The following is a 22,455-nucleotide window of genomic DNA, read 5'->3' as shown; positions in this document are numbered from 1 at the left end:
TATAATTAATTATCAATCTATTAAACAAGATACAATTTTATTGAAAACAAATTCAATCCAACGGGAAATATTTTCATTTTCCACAATAAATCAAGAATAAAGGCTTTTAAATATTTCATTAAAAAATCATAAATTTTTAAGATTCTCGAAGTCATTTTTCTTTTAATGCATATATTTGCATACTATGGAATACAATACCCAAAAAACTCAGCTTCATATGCCGGAATACGGCAGAATTATACAACAGTTGGTTGAGCGCTGCAAAGAACTTCCTACCAAAGAGGAAAGGAACGAAATGGCTATGGCAATCATCGATTTTATGGGTCAGAGAAACCCACAACTTCGCGACGAGGAAAATTATAAACATAAACTTTGGGACCATCTTTTTATTCTTGCTAATCATGATCTGGATGTAGAGTCCCCATATCCGTTCCCTACTCCGGAACAATTGGCAGAAAAACCTAAAAGAATGGAATATCCAAAACTTCAGGGTGACTTTAAGTTTTACGGAAAAAGTATTCTTCAATTGATAGAAAAAGCAATCGAACTGGAACAGGGTGATGAAAAAGAAGCCCTTATCGAAGTGATTGCCAACAATATGAAGAAATCTTACAATGTCTATAATAAAGAACATGTGACGGATGACGTAATTTTCCGCCACCTGAAAGAACTGTCTGAAAACAGGTTGGATCTTACCGGAATAGATTCTCTTGAGAAAAGTAAAATCTATTATACCGGCAATAACAACAACCGAAATAATAACAATAATAACAACAGGAATAACAACAATAATAAAAACAATAACAATAACCAGCCTAACAAGAGAAGGCATAATAACAATCATAAAAACAGAAAATAATGAGTGGAACATTTCAAATAAGAGGAGGAAAGAGACTGCAGGGTGAAATAACTCCACAAGGGGCCAAAAATGAGGCTCTACAAATTTTATGTGCGGTTCTCCTGACGGACGAAGAAGTAAGAATCAAAAATATTCCGGATATCCATGATGTCAACAGACTGATTGAAATTCTTGGAGATTTTGGAGTAAAAATTACTAAAAACGGACAGGGAGATTATACTTTCAAGGCAGATCAGGTTAATTTCGATTATATTAAATCTAACGAGTTCAAAAAGGACGGAGCAAAATTACGTGGATCCATCATGTTGATGGGACCAATGCTTGCCCGTTACGGTGAGGCTTATATGCCAACTCCGGGAGGTGACAAAATCGGAAGAAGAAGATTAGACACCCACTTTCAGGGACTTGTTGAACTAGGTGCTGAATTCAATTATGATGAAGAGGAATATTTCTATTCTTTAAAAGCTAAAGAGTTAAGAGGAAAATTCATCTTACTGGAAGAAGCTTCTGTTACCGGAACAGCTAATATTGTAATGGCAGCAGCTCTGGCAAAAGGAAAAACAAGAATCTACAACGCAGCCTGCGAGCCATATCTTCAGCAATTATGCAAAATGCTGAACAGAATGGGAGCAAATATCTCAGGGATCGGATCCAACCTTCTTACCATTGAAGGGGTTGACTACCTTAGAGGAACTGAGCACACCATGCTTCCGGATATGGTAGAAATCGGATCCTGGATTGGTCTTGCGGCCATGACAAAATCTGAAATTACCATCAAAAATGTAAACTGGAACCAGCTTGGTGTCATCCCGAATACATTCAGAAAATTAGGAATCGAGCTTGAGCAAAGTGGTGATGACATCTACATTCCTGCTCAGGAACATTATAAAATTCAGAAATTTATTGACGGTTCTATTTTGACCATTTCGGATGCGCCATGGCCAGGATTTACACCGGATTTATTATCTATTATCCTAGTAGTGGCTACTCAGGCAAAAGGAAGTATTCTGGTTCATCAGAAAATGTTTGAATCCAGATTATTCTTTGTGGATAAATTAATTGATATGGGAGCTCAGATCATTTTATGTGATCCGCACAGAGCTACAGTGATCGGATTGAACCAGGAAGCTCCGTTAAGAGGAACAACCATGGTTTCCCCGGATATCAGAGCCGGAAATGCGCTTCTTATTGCAGCACTTTCTGCTGAAGGAAAATCTATTATCCACAATATCGAACAGATCGACAGAGGATATGAAAATATTGATGGAAGGCTAAGAGCAATCGGTGCTGACATCGAAAGAATTTAAAATTATTTTATTTAATAATAGGAAAGCGTTCAGAATATTCTGAGCGCTTTTTTTGTTTGACTTTTGTCATTCTGACGAAGGAAGAATCTTATTGTCAACCAAGTATATGAGATTCTTCACTACATTTCATTTCGTTCAGAATGACACTCTTGAGGCAACCTCAATTCTGTCCCGGTTAATGATTTTTTTTGATTTGTTTTAGTATAAAAAAGTGCCCGGTACAAGGAACCGGACACTTTGAGTAATTAAAACTATATGAATCTCACTTAAAAATATGTTCTGCAGGTATATTCTACCGTCGTATTGATAAGTTTATTTTTATTCAGATAGACTTCAAGCTGGTGGAAATCTTCTGAATTGACATTTATATATAACTGTACTGAACCAAAACTGTAGCCGTTCACATACTCTATATTAGCAGATAACACTCTATGACAGATGCCTAATTGATTATAGATCGTATTCATCAAATGTTCAAATTTCATTTTGCCATTCAACTCTATTTCCAGTAACAATTCTTTTTTAGGCAGGCTTATTTTATTTTGCAAAACCTGCAGGCCGGGATTAGGTGTAATCATTGCTAAACATTTTTGGGTTAAACATTGTCAGATCATATTGCGTTCTGCATTTAAATCTGTCACAAAAATATAAAAAAATATTAGTCCACCAAATTAGTAGACTAATATTTTTAAAAATTTAACATAAAAAAAAGAAGCCTGTTCAGCTTCTCTCTATATTTTAAAAATTTCCTACTCTTTCCAATTTGTCAGAGCCAGCAAGTCCATTAGGGTTGCAACCAGGCTCTCCTTCAGGGACTTTGATATTTTTCTTGGTATAAAATTCTTCCCAAAATATATTAGTCTTTCCTGTTTTTGGATCAATAAATGTCATGGGTTCCAGTTTGAAAATATTTTCCGTTCGAAAAGCTCTTTCTACAAAATCTGAACAGTAATATGAGTTTTCATCCAGAATATAATTGAAATTGTAAGGTTTGCCAAGCATCGAATTCGCTTTTTTAACAGCTTCAGGAATTGTTTTCTGATATTCCGGTTTTAAACGGTAAACAATCACCTCCTGCCCTTCTTCTTTCTGGTCTTTTATAAAATCATTCAAATCCTGTTTTTGCGAACCGCCTTTCGGAGCAGCATGTAGAACAAAAATTCTGTTCCCTTCTTTTTCCAGAATTCCTATATGATCAAATGAAGCTGCCTTTTGTTTTTGAGTTACATTATTGATTGCTCCGGAAAGTCCGGATTCTTTGGCAGTAACAAAAAGAAGATCTCCATTTTTGAGTTGTACACTGCTTGGATAAGCGTGATTACACTGAACCAGTAAAACCATTAAAAAGGACAAAATCCCTACAATCATAATTTCTTTGATTCTTTTGCTAAAAAATATTTTAAATTCAGACATTCTATTATACATTCAGTTCCAAAATTACAAAATAGAATTTATTACATTTGTGGGAATATTGATCTATTCTTCACACCAACCCAAACATTTCCAAGATTCTTATGCCACATATTTTATTAGTTGAAGACGATGACAGACTTTCAAAACTGATTGCAAAGGGATTTCAGGAAGCTGAATTTGAGGTCACAGTGGCTTATGATGGAATCACAGGTTTGAAACTGGCTTTGCAGAACCATTTTGATCTGGTAGTAACTGATATTGTATTACCCAAAAAAGATGGTCTTGAATTCTGTACTGAAATCAAAACATTAAAACCCAATCTCCCGGTCATTATGCTTACTGCATTGGGAACCACCGATGATAAACTGGAAGGATTTGATGCCGGAGCAGATGATTATCTCACCAAACCTTTTGAAATGCGGGAACTGGTAGCAAGAATTAAAGTTCTCCTGAAACGTTTTTCGCAAAAGCTTCAACAAAAAGTTTTTGTTCTTAAATATGAAGGTATTGAAATGAATCTGGAACAGAAAACGGTGAGCCGTGATCATACTCTAATAAAACTGACTCCGAAAGAATTTAATCTCTTAAAATTCATGCTTGAGAATTCTGAAAGGGTTCTTTCCAGAAGTGAAATTGCGGAAAAAGTATGGGAAACCCACTTTGATACCGGAACCAATTTTATTGATGTTTATATCAATTATCTTCGAAAAAAAATAGATAAAGATTTTGAATCCAAGCTTATTCATACCAAAGCCGGTATGGGATTTATTCTGAAAAAAGACTACGAATCAGGCACGGTATAGTAATCATTAAGATAAATTAAAAATATCCGGATGAAAATAAGAACCAGACTTACGCTGCTTTTTACCCTAATCACTGCAATGCTTTTAAGTATTTACAGTATTTCGATCTATTATTCATCCAAAGAAGCCAGAGAAAAATCTTTCTACAGCGAACTGCAGAACGAAGCGATTGCCAAAGCTGATTTATTTTTCCGAAGCTCACTTCCCGAGCAGGAAATGCATAAACTTTATAAAAACAATACCAGAACCCTTAATGAAGTTCAGGTCGCCATTTATGATGTCAATAAACAACTGATTTATCACGATGATGCCAAGGTAGATTACGTAAAGGAAACTCCGGAAATGCTTTCTCAGATCTTTGAAAAAAAGAAAATAAATTTCTTTCTGAAAGATTTACAAGTGATCGGAATGGTGTATCATTATGAAGGAAAAACGTACGCGGTAACTGCAGCAGCTTACGATAAATATGGATATGATTATCTTACCCATCTTCTGACCATCAGTATTATCTCTTTTTTTATCATCCTGATTTTAATTTATCTGGCAGGAATATTTCTTTCTAAAAAAGCATTAAGCCCACTGAGTGAAATGGTTACTCAGATTAAAAAGATAACAGCCGGAAAACTGCAATTACGTCTTAAAACAACGAAGGAAAAAGATGAGCTGAATGAACTTGCTCAAAATTTCAATGGAATGCTGGAGCGGCTTGAAAACTCTTTTGATTCACAAAAACATTTTGTATCTAATATTTCACACGAGCTGAGAACTCCTTTATCGGCTATCATTACTGAGCTGGAACTGGCTTCTGAAAAAGATAAAACCAAAGAAGAATATCAGGAAACTATTCAATATGCCTTGGAAGATGCCCGCAATATGGTAAAGCTTTCCAACAGTTTAATGGATCTTGCCAAAGCGAGCTATGATCCTAATGAAATCAGTTTTTCGGAAGTGCGCCTTGATGAAGTTCTTCTGGAATCTTACACCAAAATCACTAAAGAAAATTCAGGATATAAAGTCTCTTTAAATATAGAAGATTCTGTGGAAGAACACCAGCTTATCATCCAGGGAAACGAATATCTTCTTCAGGTTGCTTTCAACAATCTTATTGATAATGCCTGCAAATATTCACCGGAACATACCTGCCTGATTGATGTAAATACGAATTCAAAAATTCTTACAATCAATTTTACCAATACCGGAAATAGCATAAACAAAGAAGATTTACAACATATTTTTAAACCTTTTTACAGAAGCGAAACGTCCAGACAGGAAAAGGGCCATGGAATAGGATTATTCCTTACCGAGAAGATTATCTTACTCCACCATGCAAAAACTACTGTGGTTTCAAAACATAATGAAACTATTTTTACGGTGGTATTTGATATTGTGTAAACACCCGAAAAAATCAAATTCCAGAATAAACTTTTTATTCTCCTTTTTTATGTTTGTAACAGATATTTATGATAAAAATTATACTGCTGATTATAAAAGGAGCAATATGAAAAAATTGTCTGAACAAAAGAGTACCTGATTTTTTTTCATCTACAATACTTTCTATGCCCAATCCAACAAAAAAGAGGGATATCAGAAGTAAGATCAATTGTATTTTCCAGTGCATTCTTATCATATTGTGAAAGTCTTATTAATGATTAGAAACTCTGCTAAAAATAGTTGTTCCAATACTCGCAGCAATCACGCAGCCAATAGAAATCCACTGTAAAAAAGATAATTCTTCAGCAAGAAAAACCAATCCGGAAAGCGCTGCAAATGCAGGTTCCAGGCTCATCAGAATACTGAAAGTTTTTGCCGGAAGTTTTTTTAAAGCCATCATTTCCAATGAAAAAGGCAAAGCACTTGAAAGAATAGCCACACCAAGCCCTTTCATAAAAATCGTCGGGGTAATATTAAAAACAGCACCATCCCATATCGTAAAGGGAATAATCACAAGACTTGCAAAGATCATCCCTGTGGTAACCGCATCTTTTCCATCCATTATTTTAGAAACCTTTCCTCCCATTACAATATAAACAGCCCAAAACATCCCTGCAAGAAATGCAAGCCCAAGTCCTATCAAGTCTACATGATCATTCTGCCACGGAACAATCAGCAGAATTCCCACACATGCCAACAATGCCCATATGACATCCAAGAGTTTACGGGACAAAGCCAGAGCAAGGAATAATGGTCCTGCAAACTCTACAGTAACCGCCAATCCCAGCGGAATCCTTTGAATGGCCATATAGAAAATAAGATTCATAGCCGCCAGCCCAATTCCATATATTGCACAGTACTTCCATTGCTGGCTGTCAAATTGTAGAAATTTCGGGCGGTTAATCAAAGTAAGCAAAACTGCAGAAAGCACAATTCTTAAAGTAACCGTACCAATAGCTCCGATAGCGGGAAATAGCTGTTTTGCAATGGAGGCTCCTCCCTGCACACAGATAATCGCTAAAAGCGTAGCTGGTATTGCTAAGTTTGATTTTTTCATTTCTAAAATATATAATTCAAAAGGTTTTGGAGGGAAGTTTCCGGGATTAAACAATCTCTTATCTCACATGACAAATCGTGAGATATATTATTTAAAAATTATCCGCTCCAAATGTATTGAAATTTTATTGTCTGCAATGGGTACAGATTTCATATAATTTTTTCGCTCAGATTTTCTCTAATGATTTTCTAATAATATTCTAAAGCTTCTCTAACAGCAAAAAAGCACAGTCGTTTTTACTTTTGCACAGTAAAAAATAAAGCATATGGACTCTGATCCTTACAGTAATTATCAATCTTAAAAGCTTTAGTTGTACTCACTTTTCCCGTACAGCTGAAAAGCTTTATAAAAACAGGAAAAGTTATGACTACATTAGAATTTACTCTTCGTCTCCTTACCGCATTTGCCCTTGGTGCCGGCATTGGTTTTGAAAGACAGTGGCACCAGAAAAGTGCAGGCCTCCGTACCAATACCCTGGTATGTCTTGGCTCTGCTGCATTCGTTCTTCTTTCTATCAGAATTGGAGGTGATGCTACAGGCAGGATAGCCTCTTATATCGTAAGCGGGATTGGATTTTTGGGAGGAGGCGTTATCATGAAAGATGGTCTTACCGTAAGAGGCCTCAATACAGCAGCTACCATCTGGTGCTCTGCATCTGTAGGTGCTCTGAGTGCCATGGGATTTCCGGTGGAAGCGGCCATTACCAGCGGATTTATTATTCTCACGCATATCATTCTCCGTCCTTTAGGTGTAAAACTGGGGAACAATATCAACAGTAGAAACCATTATACCGAATACCTTCTCAGCATTAAGTGCAAAAGTGAGGTGGAAAATCACGTCCGGGTACAACTGATGCAGTCTCTGAGCGGAAATGATAAAGTATTACTGAAATCTCTTACCAGCGATGACAACGGTCTGCCTGAAAACGCCATCATTACAGCAGAAGTTCATGCTTCTACTCCACAGGACAGTTTCATGGAAAAAACAGCCAGCAGACTCACGATTGAAGATAAAGTCATCAAAGTAAGCTGGGAAATTATAGGCACTGAAAACGATTTGTAACATTAAAAACAAACCTTGAAGCAATGTTAAAAAAATCTTCAAACAAAAATCTCAATTCCGCAGCTCTTGTAAAATTGAAAGAAGCTGCTGCTGAGAGCGAAAAAATGATTTATGCCCTACTGGAAACCTCAGAAGAAGGACTCAGTGAAAACACGGTAAAAGATCGTCTGAAAATTTATGGTAAAAATGAAATTGCTACCCAAAAAGCCCCCTCATGGGTAAAACAGTTTGCACATTCTTTTTTTAATCCATTTAATTATATCCTGGCCTGTATTGCCATCATTTCATTATTCATTGATGCTATTCTTGTACCTGCCGGTGAAAAAGATTTCAGTACCAGTATTATTATTTCGGTGATGCTGCTGTTCAGTACAGTTTTAAGATTCATTCAGGAATTCCGAAGCAACAAAGCAGCAGAAGCACTAAAGAAGATGGTAAAGACAAGCTGTCTCACCAAAAGAAAATTTAATGAAAGCGAAGAAATAGAAATCACTGAAATTGTCCCCGGAGATATTGTTATTCTGTCCGCAGGTGATATGGTTCCGGCCGACTGCAGAATTCTTAAGAGCAAAGATCTTTTCATCAGTGAATCCATCCTAACGGGAGAAGCCCTTCCGGTTGAGAAAAATGCACTCCCCATTAAAGATGCCAAAGACCGCAATCCTCTCAGTCTTCAGAATATCTGCTTTATGGGTACCAATGTGGTAAGCGGATCAGCAACAGTTGTTGTCGCAAATACCGGTATTTTCACCTATTTCGGAAGTATCAGTAGAAGTCTGGCTGCTAAAAGACCTGAAACGGCTTTTGATATCGGAGTCAATAAAGTGAGTTATCTGCTGATCAGATTTATGCTGATCATGACTCCTGTTATTTTCCTGATCAATGGATTGGTAAAAGGAGACTGGATGCAGGCTTTATTGTTTGCCATTGCTGTAGCTGTAGGATTAACTCCTGAAATGCTTCCTATGATTGTTACTGCTAATCTTGCCAAAGGAGCTGTTAACATGAGCAAAAAGAAAGTGATCGTTAAAAGACTGAATGCTATCCAGAATATCGGAGCTATGGATATTCTGTGTACGGATAAAACAGGAACCCTTACGCTGGACAAAATTGTATTGGAAACCCACCTCAACGTTCGTGGTATTGAAGATGATGAAGTCTTGAAATGGGGCTACCTCAACAGTTTCCACCAAACCGGGCTCAAAAATCTGTTGGATCAGGCTGTTCTTGATCATGCCGAAGTTCACAACTTAATGAGAGCCGATGAGCTGTACCAAAAGGTAGACGAAATTCCCTTTGATTTTGAAAGAAGAAGAATGTCTGTTGTATTGAATACATCCACAGGAAAGCACCTGATGATCTGCAAAGGAGCAGTGGAAGAAATGCTTCCTCTATGCCAATATGCCTTAGATCCGGGAGAAGATCACAGCCTGCATATTGAGAATGATAATAGTGTTCCGCTGGATGATATTATGAAGAAGCAGATTATCAGAATGTCCGAAAAACTGAATGCTGAAGGACTGCGTGTATTATTGATTGCCATCCGTGAATTTGACGGTGATCATCCACTGAATTATTCTGTTACCGATGAAACTCACCTTACCCTTACAGGATTTATGGGGTTCCTTGATCCGGCAAAACCCTCTGCGGAGCCAAGCATCAAGGCTTTACACAAGCTTGGCGTAGAAGTAAAAGTTGTGACCGGGGATAATGATATTGTCGCTAAAAAAATATGCAACGATGTAGGAATTCCTATCAACACCATTATGCTCGGTGATGAACTGGAGCATATGAGTGATGATGAACTTCGCAAGGATATGGATCTCTATTCTGTTTTTGCTAAAGTAAGCCCCTTACAAAAACAACGTATTGTAAAAATATTAAGATCCAAAGGCCATACCGTTGGTTTTATGGGTGACGGAATCAATGATGCAGCAGCCATCAAGGAAGCAGATGTAGGAATTTCTGTAGATACAGGAGCAGACATTGCCAAAGAAAGTGCAGACATCATTCTGCTGGAAAAAGATCTGATGGTCCTTCGAAGCGGAGTGATCTATGGAAGAAGAACTTTCGGGAATATTGTGAAGTATATAAAAATGACGGCCAGCAGCAACTTTGGAAATATGTTCAGTATGATCGGAGCCAGCGCGTTGCTTCCGTTTTTGCCTATGCTTCCACTTCAGATTCTAACCCAGAATTTATTGTATGATGTATCGCAATCCTCCATTCCATGGGATACAATGGATAAAGACTTTCTGGAAAAACCGAAAAAATGGGAAGCTGCAAGCATCAAAAAATTCATGCTGTATATAGGTCCTTTGAGTTCCATTTTTGATTATGTGACGTTTGCCGTGATGTTTTTTGTTTTCAAAGCCAATACACCGGAACAACAAGGTTTGTTTCAGACAGGCTGGTTTGTGGAGGGTTTATTATCCCAGACTTTGATTGTTCATATTATCAGAACGAAAAAAATACCATTTATCCAAAGCTGGGCTGCCACACCGGTAGTTGCTTTAACAAGTTTAATCATGCTAATCGGAATTCTGATTCCCTTCACTCCAATGGCCGTGTATCTGAAAATGCAGCCTTTACCTCTGAGCTATTTCCCTTATTTATTAGGAATTCTCACAGGATACTGTGTTTTAACCCAGTTTGTGAAACAATGGTTTATCAGAAAATTCGGGCAGTGGCTTTAAAATCCCAGCCACGGATCTATAAAGAGAAATTAAAATAATGGTTATAAATAACTTATATGAGAAAAACAGTCTTAACAATGGTCTTTTTGACATTGATAATCTCTTGTAAAAATTCCAAAAGTGAAGCTCCGCAGGATCAGGATCTCCTTATAAAAAATGATCAGGTCACTGTTCCGGAAAACAATCCTGTTTTCAAAAAAATAAAAACACAGATCGTTACCGAACAGGAACACAGCGATGGTGTGGTTTCAGCAGGAACAATCCAGGCCATTCCCAATCATTATGCGGAAATTGCCAGCCCTTTTTCCGGAAGAATAACAAAATCATTTATTCAGCTCGGGCAAAATGTGTCTGCCGGAAGTCCTCTTTTTGAAATCCTTTCTTCAGATTATTTTTCGGTTCAAAAAGATTATACCGATGCGTTGAATGATGTACAGCTTGCAGAAAAAAATTACAGACGCCAGCAGGATCTGGTAAAACATGGAGTTGGTATTCAGAAGGAACTGGATGAAGCAGAAACTGATTTTAAAAATAAAAAAACATCCCTCTCCAATGCTTCTTCTGCCTTGAAAGTGTATAACAGTAAAGGCGGAGGTATCGGAAGTCCTCTTGTGGTAAGAGCACCCATTAACGGAGAAATTATTTCCAACAAAATTGTAAACGGACAATATCTGAAAGGAGATTCCGACCCTGTAATGATCATTGCAGAATTATCAAAAGTCTGGATTTCAGGTGATGTAAAAGAAAAAGACATCCGGTTTGTCAATAAAGGAGATCAGGTTTCTGTAAAAGTAAGCGCCTATCCCGACAGAAATATTACCGGAAAAGTATATCACATCAATGAAATTGTAGATGAAGACACCCGAAGTATCAAAGTTCTCATTGAATGTGACAACCCGGATAGAAAATTAAAACCAGGCATGTATGCTACAGTCAACTTTTCAACGACTCCTGAAAAAACGGTTATGATCCCTGTAACCGCTTTGATGCAGCAGGACAATTCCCAGTATGTGTGGGTAAAAACCGGTAAGAGTCAATATGCAAAACGTTCTGTGACAACAGGAGAAACTGATCAGAAAACAGTAAGAATTACATCAGGCTTAAAACCCGGAGAAACTATCATGACTGAAGGGGGAATTTATATGCTGGATGCGAAATAATGTAAATGAAAAACTATGAAGAAATTACTAACAATCTCTATACAGAAGAGATGGCTCATGCTTGCTCTCTTCCTATTACTGGGATTCTTCGGGTATTATTCCTGGACCAGATTATCCATAGAGGCTTATCCCGATATTGCCGATGTAACCTCTCAGGTGGTAACACAGGTTCCGGGACTGGCTGCTGAAGAAGTAGAACAGCAAATCACCATTCCTTTGGAAAGATCTCTGAACGGCCTTCCGGGAATGCATGTGATGCGAAGCAAAAGTACCTTCGGACTATCCATTATCACAATGGTTTTTGATGATGGTATAAACGATTACTGGGCACGCCAGCGTATTCAGGAAAGACTGACAGATGTGGAGCTTCCTTATGGTGCACAACCAGGATTAGATCCCCTCACCTCTCCTATCGGAGAAGTTTACCGTTATATTATCGAAAGCAACAACCATAGCCTGCGGGAACTTACAGATTTACAAAAATTTGTGATTATTCCCAAAATCAAGCAAGTTTCAGGAATTGCTGATGTGACCAATTTCGGAGGAATTACCACTCAGTTTCAGATTGAGCTGGATCCACATAAACTTGAACAATATGGACTGTCACTTTCTGAAGTTACCGAAACGATCTCCAAAAACAACGTGAGTGCTGGGGGAAGTATGCTTCCCCGCGGAAACCTTGCGTACGTAATCCGCGGAATAGGTTTGGTAAAAGACTTAGATGATCTCGGAAAAATTGTAGTCAAAACCCAAAATGGTGTTCCTGTTTTTCTGAATGATGTTGGAACATTGAAATACGGAAATCTGGAAAGAAAAGGAATTCTTGGCTATACAGACAAAAAACGTAATTATTCTGAAAGTGTAGAAGGAATCGTACTTTTATTAAGAGGCCAAAATCCTTCACAGGTATTGGAAGGAGTACATGAAGCCATTGAAGAACTAAATAACGAAACGCTCCCTGCCGGTGTAAAAATTCATCCTTTTCTGGATAGAACAGACCTTGTAAAAACAACCCTTACTACAGTTTCTCACACCCTTACCGAAGGAATTGTATTGGTTATTATTGTACTGATTGTATTTCTTGGAAGCTGGCGCGGAGCATTACTGGTAGCCATTACCATTCCGCTTTCTTTGTTATTTGCTTTTATATTAATGCATTTCACCAATATTCCCGCCAATCTGCTTTCATTGGGAGCTATTGATTTTGGAATCATTGTAGACGGAGCTATCGTCATGCTGGAAACCATTCTGAAGAAAAGAGAAGAAAACTCAGAAGAAACACTGGAAGAAAAAACAATTACCCAAAGAGTGATTGAAGTAGCCAAACCTATTTTCTTTTCCACCATTATTATCATTACCGCTTATCTTCCCTTGTTTGCTTTTGAAAGAGTAGAGAAAAAATTATTTACCCCCATGGCTTTTACAGTAGGATATGCACTATTGGGAGCACTTGCTGTAGCATTGCTTCTGATCCCCGGATTGGCTTATGTTATCTATCGTAAACCACAGAAGATTTATCATAATAAATGGCTGGAAAAACTAAGCACAGCTTACGGAAAGAGCATTGAAAAAATAATGCAGACTCCCAAAAGAGTAATCATTCCTATTATGATTGTCCTGGTATCTGCCGGAGTCCTCTCCTATCATGTAGGAAAAGACTTCCTTCCGGAGCTGGATGAAGGTTCCATCTGGCTTCAGGTACAGCTGCCACCCGGAATTTCTTTAGCCAAATCAAAAGAAATGAGCGATACTTTACGTGCCCGTACTTTAAAACATCCGGAAATTACTTACATGATGGTTCAGGCAGGACGTAATGATGATGGTACCGACCCGTGGACTGCTTCCCACTTTGAAGTTTCTGTAGGAATAAAACCTTACAGCGAATGGCCGGCAGGAAAAACAAAAGCAGACCTCATCAAAGAACTGGCAGCAGATTACAAAAGCATGCCCGGTTTCACCGTAGGTTTTTCACAGCCTATGATTGACGGGGTAATGGATAAAATTTCCGGAGCTCACAGTGAACTGGTGGTAAAGGTGTATGGAGAAGATTTTAAAGAAACCAGAAGAATTGCGGAAAATGTATTGTCAACTTTAAATAAAATTCCGGGTTCGGCAGACCTTGCCATTGATCAGGAACCGCCATTACCTCAATTGCAGATTATTGCCAACCGAGATAAAATTGCCCAGTATGGTTTGAATGTAGCAGATGTTGCTGACCTTATTGAAGTTGCATTAGGAGGAAAAGCCATTTCTCAGATCTTTATCGGCAATAAGGTGTATGACATTTCATGCCGTTATACAGAAGACAGTCGTGATACTCCGGACAAAATCGGAAACCTGATGCTTACCTCAGCTTCCGGAGCAAAAATCCCTTTATCACAGGTAGCAGAAGTGAAACTGAGTACCGGAGAAAGCACCATTACCCGAGAAATGAATAAACGACATCTTACGGTAAAGCTGAATCTTAGAGGTACTGATCTTTCTTCTTTCCTGAAAAATGCACAGGATAAAATTGAAAAAGATATTAAATACGATCATGAAAAATACCAGATCAAATGGGGCGGACAGTTTGAAAATCAAAACAGAGCGTATTCCAGACTGGCATTTATCGTTCCATTGGCATTAGCCATTATGTTTCTTTTGTTATATGGTGCATTTGGAGATTTCAGACAGGCTTTGGTTCTGATGTCTATTGTTCCATTGGCATTATTTGGCGGAATGTTGGCACTCAATATAAGAGGTATGTCACTGAATGTCTCTTCAGCAGTAGGATTCATCGCGCTCTTCGGAGTCGCTATCCAGAACGGAGTGATCATGATTTCCCATATCAACGATTTACGTAAGAAAGGATATGAACTGAAACAAGCTGCTATTAAAGGTGCAAAAGACCGTTTCAGACCTGTTCTGATGACCGCGACGGTTGCTGTAATTGGACTTTTCCCTGCTTCATTAGCTACAGGAATTGGTTCTGATGTGCAGCGTCCACTGGCAACCGTCATTGTGTACGGGCTGATGTTCTCTACTATTTTAACACTATTCGTGCTACCAGCTATTTATTTTATGGCTGAACGCCGAAGCGAAAAACAAAATTTGAAATCAGATGAAAATTAAAGTTCAAATTATCATATTATCTGTAATATTGTTTAGTATTACAGGGATAAAGGCACAGGAAAAAGAGCTTTTACCATTTGAAGAATACCTGAGTCTTGTCGGAAATAAAAATCTTGGTTACGCTTCTCAGAAATATAATGTAAGTATGGCTGAAGCAGCTATCCAGACGGCTAATATGTTTCCTGATCCTCAACTGGAAATGGAAACCACCAATAACGGAGTGAAGCAGAATATGGGGTATGTCTACGGTGCTTCCATCGGCTGGACACTTGAATTGGGTGGTAAAAGAAAAGCCAGAGTTAATCTCGCCAGAAACCAATCGGAGCTGAGTAAAATACAATTGCAGGATTTTTTCAGGAATCTCCGTGCGGATGCCAGTTTAGGATATATTGATGCTTTAAAATCCAAAGCTTTGCTTGAGGTACAGCAGGATTCTTATAAAAACATGCAGCAATTAGCAAAGTCCGACAGTATCCGTTACAAATTAGGAACGATATCATTAATGACATCTAAACAAAGTAAGCTGGAAGCTGCTTCTCTGCTTAATGAAGTATACCAGGCTGAAAGTGCAGAAGAACAGGCTCTCACCAGTTTGTCGGTATTTCTCGGAGACAGTAAAATAACAGGAAGAGATGTTGCCGGAGATTTTAATACCTTCAACCGAGATTTCAACATGGATGATCTGATTCTTCAGGCGTTGAATGAACGAGCAGATTTATTGGCAGCCAGACAAAATACGGAAGTTGCTAAAAGTCAGATCAATCTTGAAAAAGCCAACCGTGTTATAGACTTAGGGATCAGTGCAGGAGCAGAACGTCACACCGAGGCCACCAACGAAATTGCACCTTCCCCAACTGTAAATGCTGTCAAAATGGGTATTAGTATTCCCCTTAAATTTTCCAACAGAAGAAATGCAGGATTGAAAATCGCTGAAATGGCTCATTCTCAGGCTGAAGTTGAATACAAACAAATTGAACAGGGTATAAAAGCTGAAGTAATGCAGGCTTATCAACAATATACAGCCACTCAGAAACAACTCAAACAGTTTCATAACGGAATGCTTTCAGAAGCACAGAGTATTCTGGAAGGAATTACCTACAGCTACAAAAGAGGCGAAAGCTCTATCCTTGAAGTCCTGAATGCCCAAAGAACCTATAACAATGTTCGAAAAGATTATTATCAGGCGCTTGCGGATAATGCAGCAGCATTGATTGAGCTTGAACGTAAAACTGGAATTTGGGATATTCATTTTTAGAAAGGAAGAAAGAAACTGGGAGATGGAAGTTTCTGGAAGCCGATGGATACATGAAAATCATTTTATTAATTTGGCGGCTATATACAATTTTACACCATTGTCATTCTGACGAAGGAAGAATCCCATGTAAAGCTTAGATTCTTCATTTCACTGCGTTACATTCAGAATGACAGAGGATAACAGGATTAATGTAAAATTGTATATAAATATCATTAATTTTTAAAAACTCAAAAAATTATCATCAAATCGCAATCAATGATTCTAAAAACACAAATATCACTTCCAGCCTCAATCCTCCATCTTCCAGCATAAAAAAAGCTCTGAAATCTATCTGATTCCAGAGCTTTTTTTATCTCTTATACTGCGACTCATAAATTTTAATCCAGTCGTCGGCAGTCATTTTTTTACTGAGTTCTGCAATCAGTTCAAAAGGAATATCTTCTGCTTTTTTGAACCGGACACAGGATTTTCCCATATCCAGCTTCTTTTTGGAATGTTTAGGATATTCCGCCACAAACCAGTCGAGAAGTTCCGGTGTAGAATACAGTCCCATATGATACAGTGCTATAAAATTCTTCTGGGAAGCCACATTAATGAATGGAAGCGGTGTTCCCGGTGCACAGTGATATCCGGCAGGATATGTTGACAAAGGAACGACCCAGCCTATCATCCCGTAATTGGTAGCTTCTTCAAAACCTTTTGGAAGATTATCATTCACCGTATCGTAAAGCTTTTTGAAAGCTTCCTGTCTTTCTTCAGGAATCTTGGAGATATAATCTTCTATGGAAACTGACTGAATCTGCATATTGTATTTTTTTCTAAAATACGATTATTTTATAAAATTGTATACATTGAACATCTGAACATCTTTGCTGCTCTTTTGAAGGAACATCATTTTGTTCACATTCGGAACGTACTGAATCATATTTCCGTCAGCAAAGCCATAGTTCTGGAAGAAATTTCTTCCTTTATAATCAAGGCTTACTTCCTGAGGTTTCAGATTGGCAAAATCAAAAACTTTCATAGAAAATCCTGTGTTTCCAAATGCTCCTTTAGGGTAAAATGCAGAAATATAAAGCTTGTCTCCTGCTTCAACCAAGTGAATTCTTTTTCCTGTAGATGTTCCTGCTGCCACAAATTGCTTTACGTCTCCTTCTTTACCAAACTTGATCAGCATTCCTGCATCCAGAGAATAAACAGGATCAGGGAAGCGGTTCATTGTCGTAGGCATTGGTCTCGTCACGGTTTCCTGTTGAACAGCCATTAAAGTCTCATCACCCTTCACAATGGTTTTGATCACCTTCACATCGTTCATGTCTTTGCTTCCTGCTAAATTGGTATTGCTGATCACTGCTTTCCCGGATTTCATATCGTAGAACATTACTGTTCCGAAAGTACTCGCTCCAATGGTAACCGCAGCATTTTTTCTTCCAAAAGTTACCAGATAATCATTGTCGTTTTTACTGAACGCGTATAGTTTTTCAGGAATATATTTATCATCGAACGGAAGATCTTTATCTTCAGTATTAGAAACCAATTCCAGTTTATAAGACTCCTTCCAGCCCGCTGCTTTACGCAATACAACAATTTTTGCTGAGTTGGTTAATGTCAAAGATTTTTCAACATAATCACTGCTCAATGTAATTTCTTTGTTCCAAACCGGAGTAAGTGTTCTCAGATCCAATACAAGAACATCATTTACATTCTCTGTTTTTTTGTTGGCAAATCTGTCATTGAAGATCGCTGCATATTTCCCGTTTTCGGAGAAAAGAACATAGGTTGTTCCTGATCTGTTGGTAGATTCAATGCTGTATTTTGCAATACTTTTCGTGGTAAAAGTACCTTCCTTTCTGCTGAAAACATGTTGAAAAACTTCTTTTCTGTTTTCTTTTCCAAAATACTCTTCCGTAAATGCTATGAATTTATCATCATCTATCTGCTGAGATCCCAGATAATTGTGAAGTACACCGTTGGTTTTATTGGCATAGTCTTTTACATAAGTATCTACCAGACTTCCGTTCTGATCCAGTTTTCTCATCAGCAATTTCTTGTGAGGGAAAACATTTCTCATCAGTCCGTCAATATTGATAGCACTGAACATATAAGAATTGTAATCATCTGCCAATACCAGTTTATCATCGGTTTCAAGATTGGCATCCACCGTAAATTTTGTTCCTTCAGTCACTTTCGTCTGTGCATAAGAGTACACAGAAGCAGTAATTAATGCCGAAGCAATAATCTGTTTAATCATATCGTTTTCTTTAGTTATTATAAATTTTCTCTTCTAATCTTTTCAGTTCAAGATTAGCATCGTAGGATAATTTGATGTCTACAAGATGTTCCTGTAATTCATTTAAATATTTTTCTGCTTCCTGATAATTCCCCAAAGCGATATTTAATCTGATCAGGTTAAAATAAAGGTATTCCCCTATTTTTTGGTTGTAAGGAGCTTTTTTGTCGTTGTAATTTATTTTTGTCAAAGCACTTTTCCAAATATCAATTCCTTTCTGCATATTTTCCATGGCTACTTTATTCGGTGGATAATCCGATTTTGCCTGAAGTTTTTTCAGATTGGTCGTAACGTAGATATAGGCTTTTTCCAGATCATCATATTCCCCTTTGTTCTTTACAGTTGCCAGTGCCACCGTAGAATTAATGGTCTGATATCCGAAGTTTTCATTAATAATATTCCTTGTACGGTCCATCGTCCTCTGAAGATATCTCTTCTCCTGAGCATTCAGGTTAATTTCATTGGTTGGAACACTTGCTATTTCAGCAAAATCTGAAAAATAGGTTTTATCCAGTTTTACAGCCCCTCCCTGCTTTGCTATAATCCTTGTTGGCTGATTGGCGAAAGTTTTTCCCTGATTGTCCTGAAAGTTTGTTCTTTCCATTTCAATCACGATATCAAGATAATTTCCTCCTTTTGAGAAACCAATTACATCTATTTGAGAAGCCAGAATTTTATTATCCACAATTAAGGCATCTCTCAGATCAGGCTGCTGATAAACCGGCGTTGGTGGAATATTAAGAATTGGTCTTGAAGGAAGCCTCAAAGTAGGAGCTCCATTAGTAGCAGCAATTTTTTCAACAGCTGATAATTTGCTGTATTCTGCAGATTCCAGTTTATATTTTTCCTGAAGTTTTTTCACCTCAGCATCATAGTCTTTTAATCTTTCTCCGTGTTCGTACTTGGCATTTTCAACATTAGTTTGATAGTTATCCACCTTTTTTTGATAGTCTTCTTTTGACAGTCTTACCACATCATCTTTGGTGATATTATAAGGGGATTTTACTGTAATCGTGTAGTTTCTGCTGGAAAGATCTGTAGGAAAAACCGGTTCTTTTAAAAGCTGAAAACTGATGATTTCTTTATCAATTCTCTGCGCGTGTGAAAATTCGGAATAAAATAATGGTATTAAAAAAAGGAGTTTAAATTTATTCATAGTGTCATAGTTTTCGGTGCAAATGTATAATAATTTCATCAACATTTTTTAATAATATTCTGTCCAGTTATTATTTAATGTAGTCATAAAAAAGGCAGCTACACGAATGCAACTGCCTACAGAAATTATTAACTCAAAAAATTTTATTTTTTAATAGCTTTTACTGTTGATTTTGAACCATCTTTAAAGTTCATCGTCACTAAGTATAAGCCAGCATTCAATTCGCCTAACTGAAGTTCTGTAGTTGGGTTGTCGATCGTTTTCACAACTCTTCCTGCCACATCTGTTACGGTAACAGATTTCACATCTTTGATATCAGCAATATGCAGAACATCTTTGAAAGGGTTTGGATATACACTGATTTCTTTTTTCTTAACAGATGTTTCAGCAGTTGCTAAATTAGACTGTGTAAGCGAAAAATCATCAAATCCCATATAATACGGAGCTGTTGTTGTATTTAAAGTTTTAATTCCAAATGAATAATCACCGGTAGACGTTGGCATATAAGAAACGGTAACTTTATTATAAGCAGTACTGTTACTTCCCCCTGCAGCTGTTTGATCAGCCGTAATAAATGTTGTTAAGCTGGTTGCTCCGGTCGCTGTTTGGCCATTATTTACCAATACTTCATTTTGCCAGCCCGCAAAACCATCTCCTACCCAATAGAATATAAAATCGTATGACGTTCCTGCAGTTAAAGTAAATGTAGGTGTCCATAAATAAGCAGCATTGGTATATGGATAATAAATCGTCAGATAATTAGGTGCAGATTTAGGATCATTATATCCTTGCTGAGAAGCATTTGCTGACGTAAAATTATTTGCAGATGAACTTCCTCCCGGAGTTTGTTTCCAGCAATTTGGAATAATCGCAGAACCTGTAGTAGCCATTGCATCAAAATTTTCGCTCCAAGGAAGTGTAGTTATCGGAACACAAAGTGTTGTAAACTGTGTAGAGGCAGCGCTCCATATACTCTTATCAGATGCACTACAGCTAGATCTCACCCATGCATAATATGTAGTAGATGGCTGCAGCCCGCCTAATGGCGCAGAAACAGCAGCAGAAGTTACAGATACAGAGTTCGCAGCATTCAAAACTGTAGAAGCATCAGGTGCTGTATTAGTTGTGCTGTAATATACTTCATATCCGTTTGCAGGAATTGAAGAAGGAACCGTCCAGCCTATTGCTGCTGAATTTGCGGTAACGTTTGATGATGTAACTGCAGTTGGCTCAAAACAGGAAGGAATATTCTGAACGGTAATATTATCAATATAAATAGAACGGGAAGTACCTCCTAAACCATGTTTAAAGGCTAACTGCAAATCAGAACCCGCAGGAATATTTACCGTATACTGTGTGTGGGTAGTTGTCAAAGCAATAGGAGAACCTATTTGTGTAAAAGATGCCGGATCTGCAGGGTTTGATAGCGTCCCCACCAATAATGTATAATTACTTCCGCCGCTTTTTGCATAAAATCTTACACGTTTAGTACCATCTGAAAGGTTTGTAGTAGGAGGTGCAACTAACATCTGGCTACCCGTAGTAGCACTTGAATTGGTCATATAATAAGCATTGGGTGCTGAATAATTATTTGATGTCGTTACATATCCATAACCTGCAAATGATGCACTTTCCAGATATGCCCAGCAGCTTGGAGCATTAGTATTTGAAGTAGAACCAACACTTGTCGTATCAAAATTTTCTGTATATGGAACCGTGAAAGTAGAACAAGCTGTTTTAAATGTTCCTGCAAAAGACCATACACTCTGGCCGGTTGCAGTGTTACAGTTGGATCTTACCCAATAATAATAGGTTGTATTTGAATTAAGACCTCCTATCGTTGTACTTGTACCTGCTACTCCCGGATAAGTAGGAGTTACTGAACTGGCAGGTGTTGTATTGGAAGTACTGTGATATACATCATAACTTGCCGCATTGGTTGGAGCTGTCCAGGAAACTAAAGCTGAGTTAGCTGTGATCCCTGAAACCGACTGCAATGTTGGAGGCACACAGTCTGAATATACATCTGCTGAAAAAGCAAAAATATTAGGATACCCTGCGCCACTTGCTTTGGTTACTGCTACACTCTGTATTGGCTTTGCCTGGTTTGCAGCATCTATAGCTAATGGAGTCTGGTAAAGTCTCGGATCTGTAGTACTGGATTCCAGAGCATCTGAACTTCTTTTGATCCTTCCTATTCCCTGTACGGCAAAATTGGCTCCTCCATACCAGTCAGATAGACTTATATTGGAAAATACCTGGCTACTGCCATCAGAAAAATTGACAGTTACATTCACTACAGATGTTCCACTACCACTGGTAGAGAGCATATACAGGGTAAAAGCAGGTTTAGGAGTAGTAAAAGTAAGCGTTCCGCTATCATTTGCAGCGGCTAACCTTAATGCATTATTTCCACTTAAATTTCCTAAGATATAGCTCAATCCCGGTGTTCCGGCAACGACAGAATTAATAATTCCATCAGTTGGAAGACCATAAGTAAGAGGTGTACTTGTAGAGGTCAGTTGAAAATCTTTCGCTACAAAAGCGTAAGAAACTCCGTCTACATCATTGTTCGTGGAAACTAATGAGGAACCTATTCCGTTTGCAATTACATCTGCCGTATAGCCTGAAGCAACCGGCATAGTTTGATAATTTTGAGCCATCATTACACTGGCTGAGAAGAGAGCGATGGCGGGCACCACTCTAGAAAATAAATTTATTGCCATTTTGATCACATTTGTGGCGAAATTTAGGAAAAATAACAATACAAAAAAGTTTTTTTTTAAATAAAAAGTAAAATATTTTAGATACAAGTCAGATATTATCATTTATAAAAATGAAATTATAGAAATTTC

Annotated in this window: 16 protein-coding genes; 9 read left to right on the top strand and 7 right to left on the bottom strand. The window is 37.8% G+C overall.

The genetic code is table 11. From position 1 onward, the window contains the following. The first annotated feature begins 184 nt into the window (after window positions 1-184). Together LKL37_RS12270 and murA are read left to right on the top strand one after the other, a co-directional pair. Complete coding sequence (locus tag LKL37_RS12270) at window positions 185-859, top strand: DUF4290 domain-containing protein (RefSeq protein ID WP_431610859.1); 675 nt, start codon at window positions 185-187, stop codon at window positions 857-859. Next, complete coding sequence (gene murA, locus LKL37_RS12265) at window positions 859-2,166, top strand: UDP-N-acetylglucosamine 1-carboxyvinyltransferase (protein WP_034695010.1); 1,308 nt, start codon at window positions 859-861, stop codon at window positions 2,164-2,166. The genes LKL37_RS12270 and murA overlap by 1 nt, the downstream gene beginning before the upstream one ends. 266 nt (window positions 2,167-2,432) lie before the next feature. Here murA and LKL37_RS12260 read toward each other — a convergent pair whose 3' ends face one another. Together LKL37_RS12260 and LKL37_RS12255 are read right to left on the bottom strand one after the other, a co-directional pair. Next, on the bottom strand, window positions 2,433-2,744 hold the full coding sequence (locus LKL37_RS12260) for an NIL domain-containing protein (protein WP_431610857.1): 312 nt from the start codon (window positions 2,742-2,744) through the stop codon (window positions 2,433-2,435). A gap of 160 nt (window positions 2,745-2,904) precedes the next feature. Beyond that, a complete protein-coding gene (locus LKL37_RS12255; RefSeq protein ID WP_431610856.1) occupies window positions 2,905-3,579 on the bottom strand; it encodes a YiiX/YebB-like N1pC/P60 family cysteine hydrolase in 675 nt (224 codons plus the stop codon). A 101-nt stretch (window positions 3,580-3,680) separates the two neighbouring features. On the opposite strand from LKL37_RS12255, the gene LKL37_RS12250 reads away from it, so the two are divergent. Together LKL37_RS12250 and LKL37_RS12245 are read left to right on the top strand one after the other, a co-directional pair. Further along, window positions 3,681-4,382 (top strand): response regulator transcription factor, encoded by a 702-nt coding sequence (locus LKL37_RS12250; RefSeq protein ID WP_431610854.1) that lies wholly within the window; start codon window positions 3,681-3,683, stop codon window positions 4,380-4,382. A gap of 30 nt (window positions 4,383-4,412) precedes the next feature. Next, a complete protein-coding gene (locus LKL37_RS12245) occupies window positions 4,413-5,774 on the top strand; it encodes an ATP-binding protein (RefSeq protein WP_431610853.1) in 1,362 nt (453 codons plus the stop codon). Window positions 5,775-6,024: 250 nt separating this feature from the next. Here the strand turns inward: LKL37_RS12245 and LKL37_RS12240 are convergent, their stop codons facing one another. Further along, on the bottom strand, window positions 6,025-6,870 hold the full coding sequence (locus LKL37_RS12240; protein ID WP_431610852.1) for an EamA family transporter: 846 nt from the start codon (window positions 6,868-6,870) through the stop codon (window positions 6,025-6,027). Between the two features lie 363 nt (window positions 6,871-7,233). Between LKL37_RS12240 and LKL37_RS12235 the strand changes: the two genes are divergently transcribed. From LKL37_RS12235 to LKL37_RS12215, 5 genes are read left to right on the top strand one after another with little or no spacing between them, the layout of a single operon-like run. Continuing rightward, window positions 7,234-7,932: an MgtC/SapB family protein gene (locus tag LKL37_RS12235; protein WP_431610851.1), complete on the top strand. Its 699-nt coding sequence runs from the start codon at window positions 7,234-7,236 to the stop codon at window positions 7,930-7,932. Between the two features lie 23 nt (window positions 7,933-7,955). Continuing rightward, window positions 7,956-10,628 carry a magnesium-translocating P-type ATPase gene (gene mgtA, locus LKL37_RS12230; protein WP_431610849.1) on the top strand — a complete coding sequence of 891 codons (2,673 nt, stop codon included), beginning with the start codon at window positions 7,956-7,958 and terminating at the stop codon, window positions 10,626-10,628. 56 nt (window positions 10,629-10,684) lie between these two features. Then, window positions 10,685-11,788, top strand: coding sequence for an efflux RND transporter periplasmic adaptor subunit (locus tag LKL37_RS12225; protein ID WP_431610848.1), 1,104 nt, complete (start codon window positions 10,685-10,687; stop codon window positions 11,786-11,788). A gap of 15 nt (window positions 11,789-11,803) precedes the next feature. Then, entirely contained in the window at window positions 11,804-14,899 is a 3,096-nt protein-coding gene (locus LKL37_RS12220; protein ID WP_431610847.1) for an efflux RND transporter permease subunit, read from the top strand. Beyond that, on the top strand, window positions 14,889-16,154 hold the full coding sequence (locus LKL37_RS12215; RefSeq protein WP_431610846.1) for a TolC family protein: 1,266 nt from the start codon (window positions 14,889-14,891) through the stop codon (window positions 16,152-16,154). Before LKL37_RS12220 ends, LKL37_RS12215 begins: the two co-directional genes overlap by 11 nt. A 349-nt stretch (window positions 16,155-16,503) precedes the next feature. Here the strand turns inward: LKL37_RS12215 and LKL37_RS12210 are convergent, their stop codons facing one another. The 4 genes from LKL37_RS12210 to LKL37_RS12195 form a co-directional block, all read right to left on the bottom strand. After that, window positions 16,504-16,959 carry a DUF1801 domain-containing protein gene (locus LKL37_RS12210; RefSeq protein WP_431610845.1) on the bottom strand — a complete coding sequence of 152 codons (456 nt, stop codon included), beginning with the start codon at window positions 16,957-16,959 and terminating at the stop codon, window positions 16,504-16,506. Between the two features lie 24 nt (window positions 16,960-16,983). Next, on the bottom strand, window positions 16,984-18,405 hold the full coding sequence (locus tag LKL37_RS12205; protein ID WP_431610844.1) for a hypothetical protein: 1,422 nt from the start codon (window positions 18,403-18,405) through the stop codon (window positions 16,984-16,986). Window positions 18,406-18,415: 10 nt separating this feature from the next. After that, window positions 18,416-19,600, bottom strand: coding sequence for a hypothetical protein (locus tag LKL37_RS12200; RefSeq protein ID WP_431610843.1), 1,185 nt, complete (start codon window positions 19,598-19,600; stop codon window positions 18,416-18,418). A gap of 143 nt (window positions 19,601-19,743) precedes the next feature. Next, window positions 19,744-22,326, bottom strand: a complete 2,583-nt coding sequence (locus LKL37_RS12195; RefSeq protein WP_431610842.1) for a fibronectin type III domain-containing protein — start codon at window positions 22,324-22,326, stop codon at window positions 19,744-19,746. Window positions 22,327-22,455 lie beyond the last annotated feature (129 nt).

This window comes from Chryseobacterium sp. 'Rf worker isolate 10' (assembly GCF_050753305.1).
Classification (GTDB): Bacteria; Bacteroidota; Bacteroidia; order Flavobacteriales; family Weeksellaceae; genus Chryseobacterium.
The sequence above is the reverse complement of the archived record's forward strand: the minus strand, read 5'-3'. Positions and strand labels throughout refer to the sequence as shown.

What these genes read in the sequence shown, in the direction of transcription:
- LKL37_RS12270 (WP_431610859.1), top strand. Translation starts at nt 185, where the DNA reads ATGGAATACAATACCCAAAAAACTCAGCTTCATATGCCGGAATACGGC.
- murA (WP_034695010.1), top strand. Translation starts at nt 859, where the DNA reads ATGAGTGGAACATTTCAAATAAGAGGAGGAAAGAGACTGCAGGGTGAA.
- LKL37_RS12260 (WP_431610857.1), bottom strand. Translation starts at nt 2,744, where the DNA reads ATGATTACACCTAATCCCGGCCTGCAGGTTTTGCAAAATAAAATAAGC.
- LKL37_RS12255 (WP_431610856.1), bottom strand. Translation starts at nt 3,579, where the DNA reads ATGTCTGAATTTAAAATATTTTTTAGCAAAAGAATCAAAGAAATTATG.
- LKL37_RS12250 (WP_431610854.1), top strand. Translation starts at nt 3,681, where the DNA reads ATGCCACATATTTTATTAGTTGAAGACGATGACAGACTTTCAAAACTG.
- LKL37_RS12245 (WP_431610853.1), top strand. Translation starts at nt 4,413, where the DNA reads ATGAAAATAAGAACCAGACTTACGCTGCTTTTTACCCTAATCACTGCA.
- LKL37_RS12240 (WP_431610852.1), bottom strand. Translation starts at nt 6,870, where the DNA reads ATGAAAAAATCAAACTTAGCAATACCAGCTACGCTTTTAGCGATTATC.
- LKL37_RS12235 (WP_431610851.1), top strand. Translation starts at nt 7,234, where the DNA reads ATGACTACATTAGAATTTACTCTTCGTCTCCTTACCGCATTTGCCCTT.
- mgtA (WP_431610849.1), top strand. Translation starts at nt 7,956, where the DNA reads ATGTTAAAAAAATCTTCAAACAAAAATCTCAATTCCGCAGCTCTTGTA.
- LKL37_RS12225 (WP_431610848.1), top strand. Translation starts at nt 10,685, where the DNA reads ATGAGAAAAACAGTCTTAACAATGGTCTTTTTGACATTGATAATCTCT.
- LKL37_RS12220 (WP_431610847.1), top strand. Translation starts at nt 11,804, where the DNA reads ATGAAGAAATTACTAACAATCTCTATACAGAAGAGATGGCTCATGCTT.
- LKL37_RS12215 (WP_431610846.1), top strand. Translation starts at nt 14,889, where the DNA reads ATGAAAATTAAAGTTCAAATTATCATATTATCTGTAATATTGTTTAGT.
- LKL37_RS12210 (WP_431610845.1), bottom strand. Translation starts at nt 16,959, where the DNA reads ATGCAGATTCAGTCAGTTTCCATAGAAGATTATATCTCCAAGATTCCT.
- LKL37_RS12205 (WP_431610844.1), bottom strand. Translation starts at nt 18,405, where the DNA reads ATGATTAAACAGATTATTGCTTCGGCATTAATTACTGCTTCTGTGTAC.
- LKL37_RS12200 (WP_431610843.1), bottom strand. Translation starts at nt 19,600, where the DNA reads ATGAATAAATTTAAACTCCTTTTTTTAATACCATTATTTTATTCCGAA.
- LKL37_RS12195 (WP_431610842.1), bottom strand. Translation starts at nt 22,326, where the DNA reads ATGGCAATAAATTTATTTTCTAGAGTGGTGCCCGCCATCGCTCTCTTC.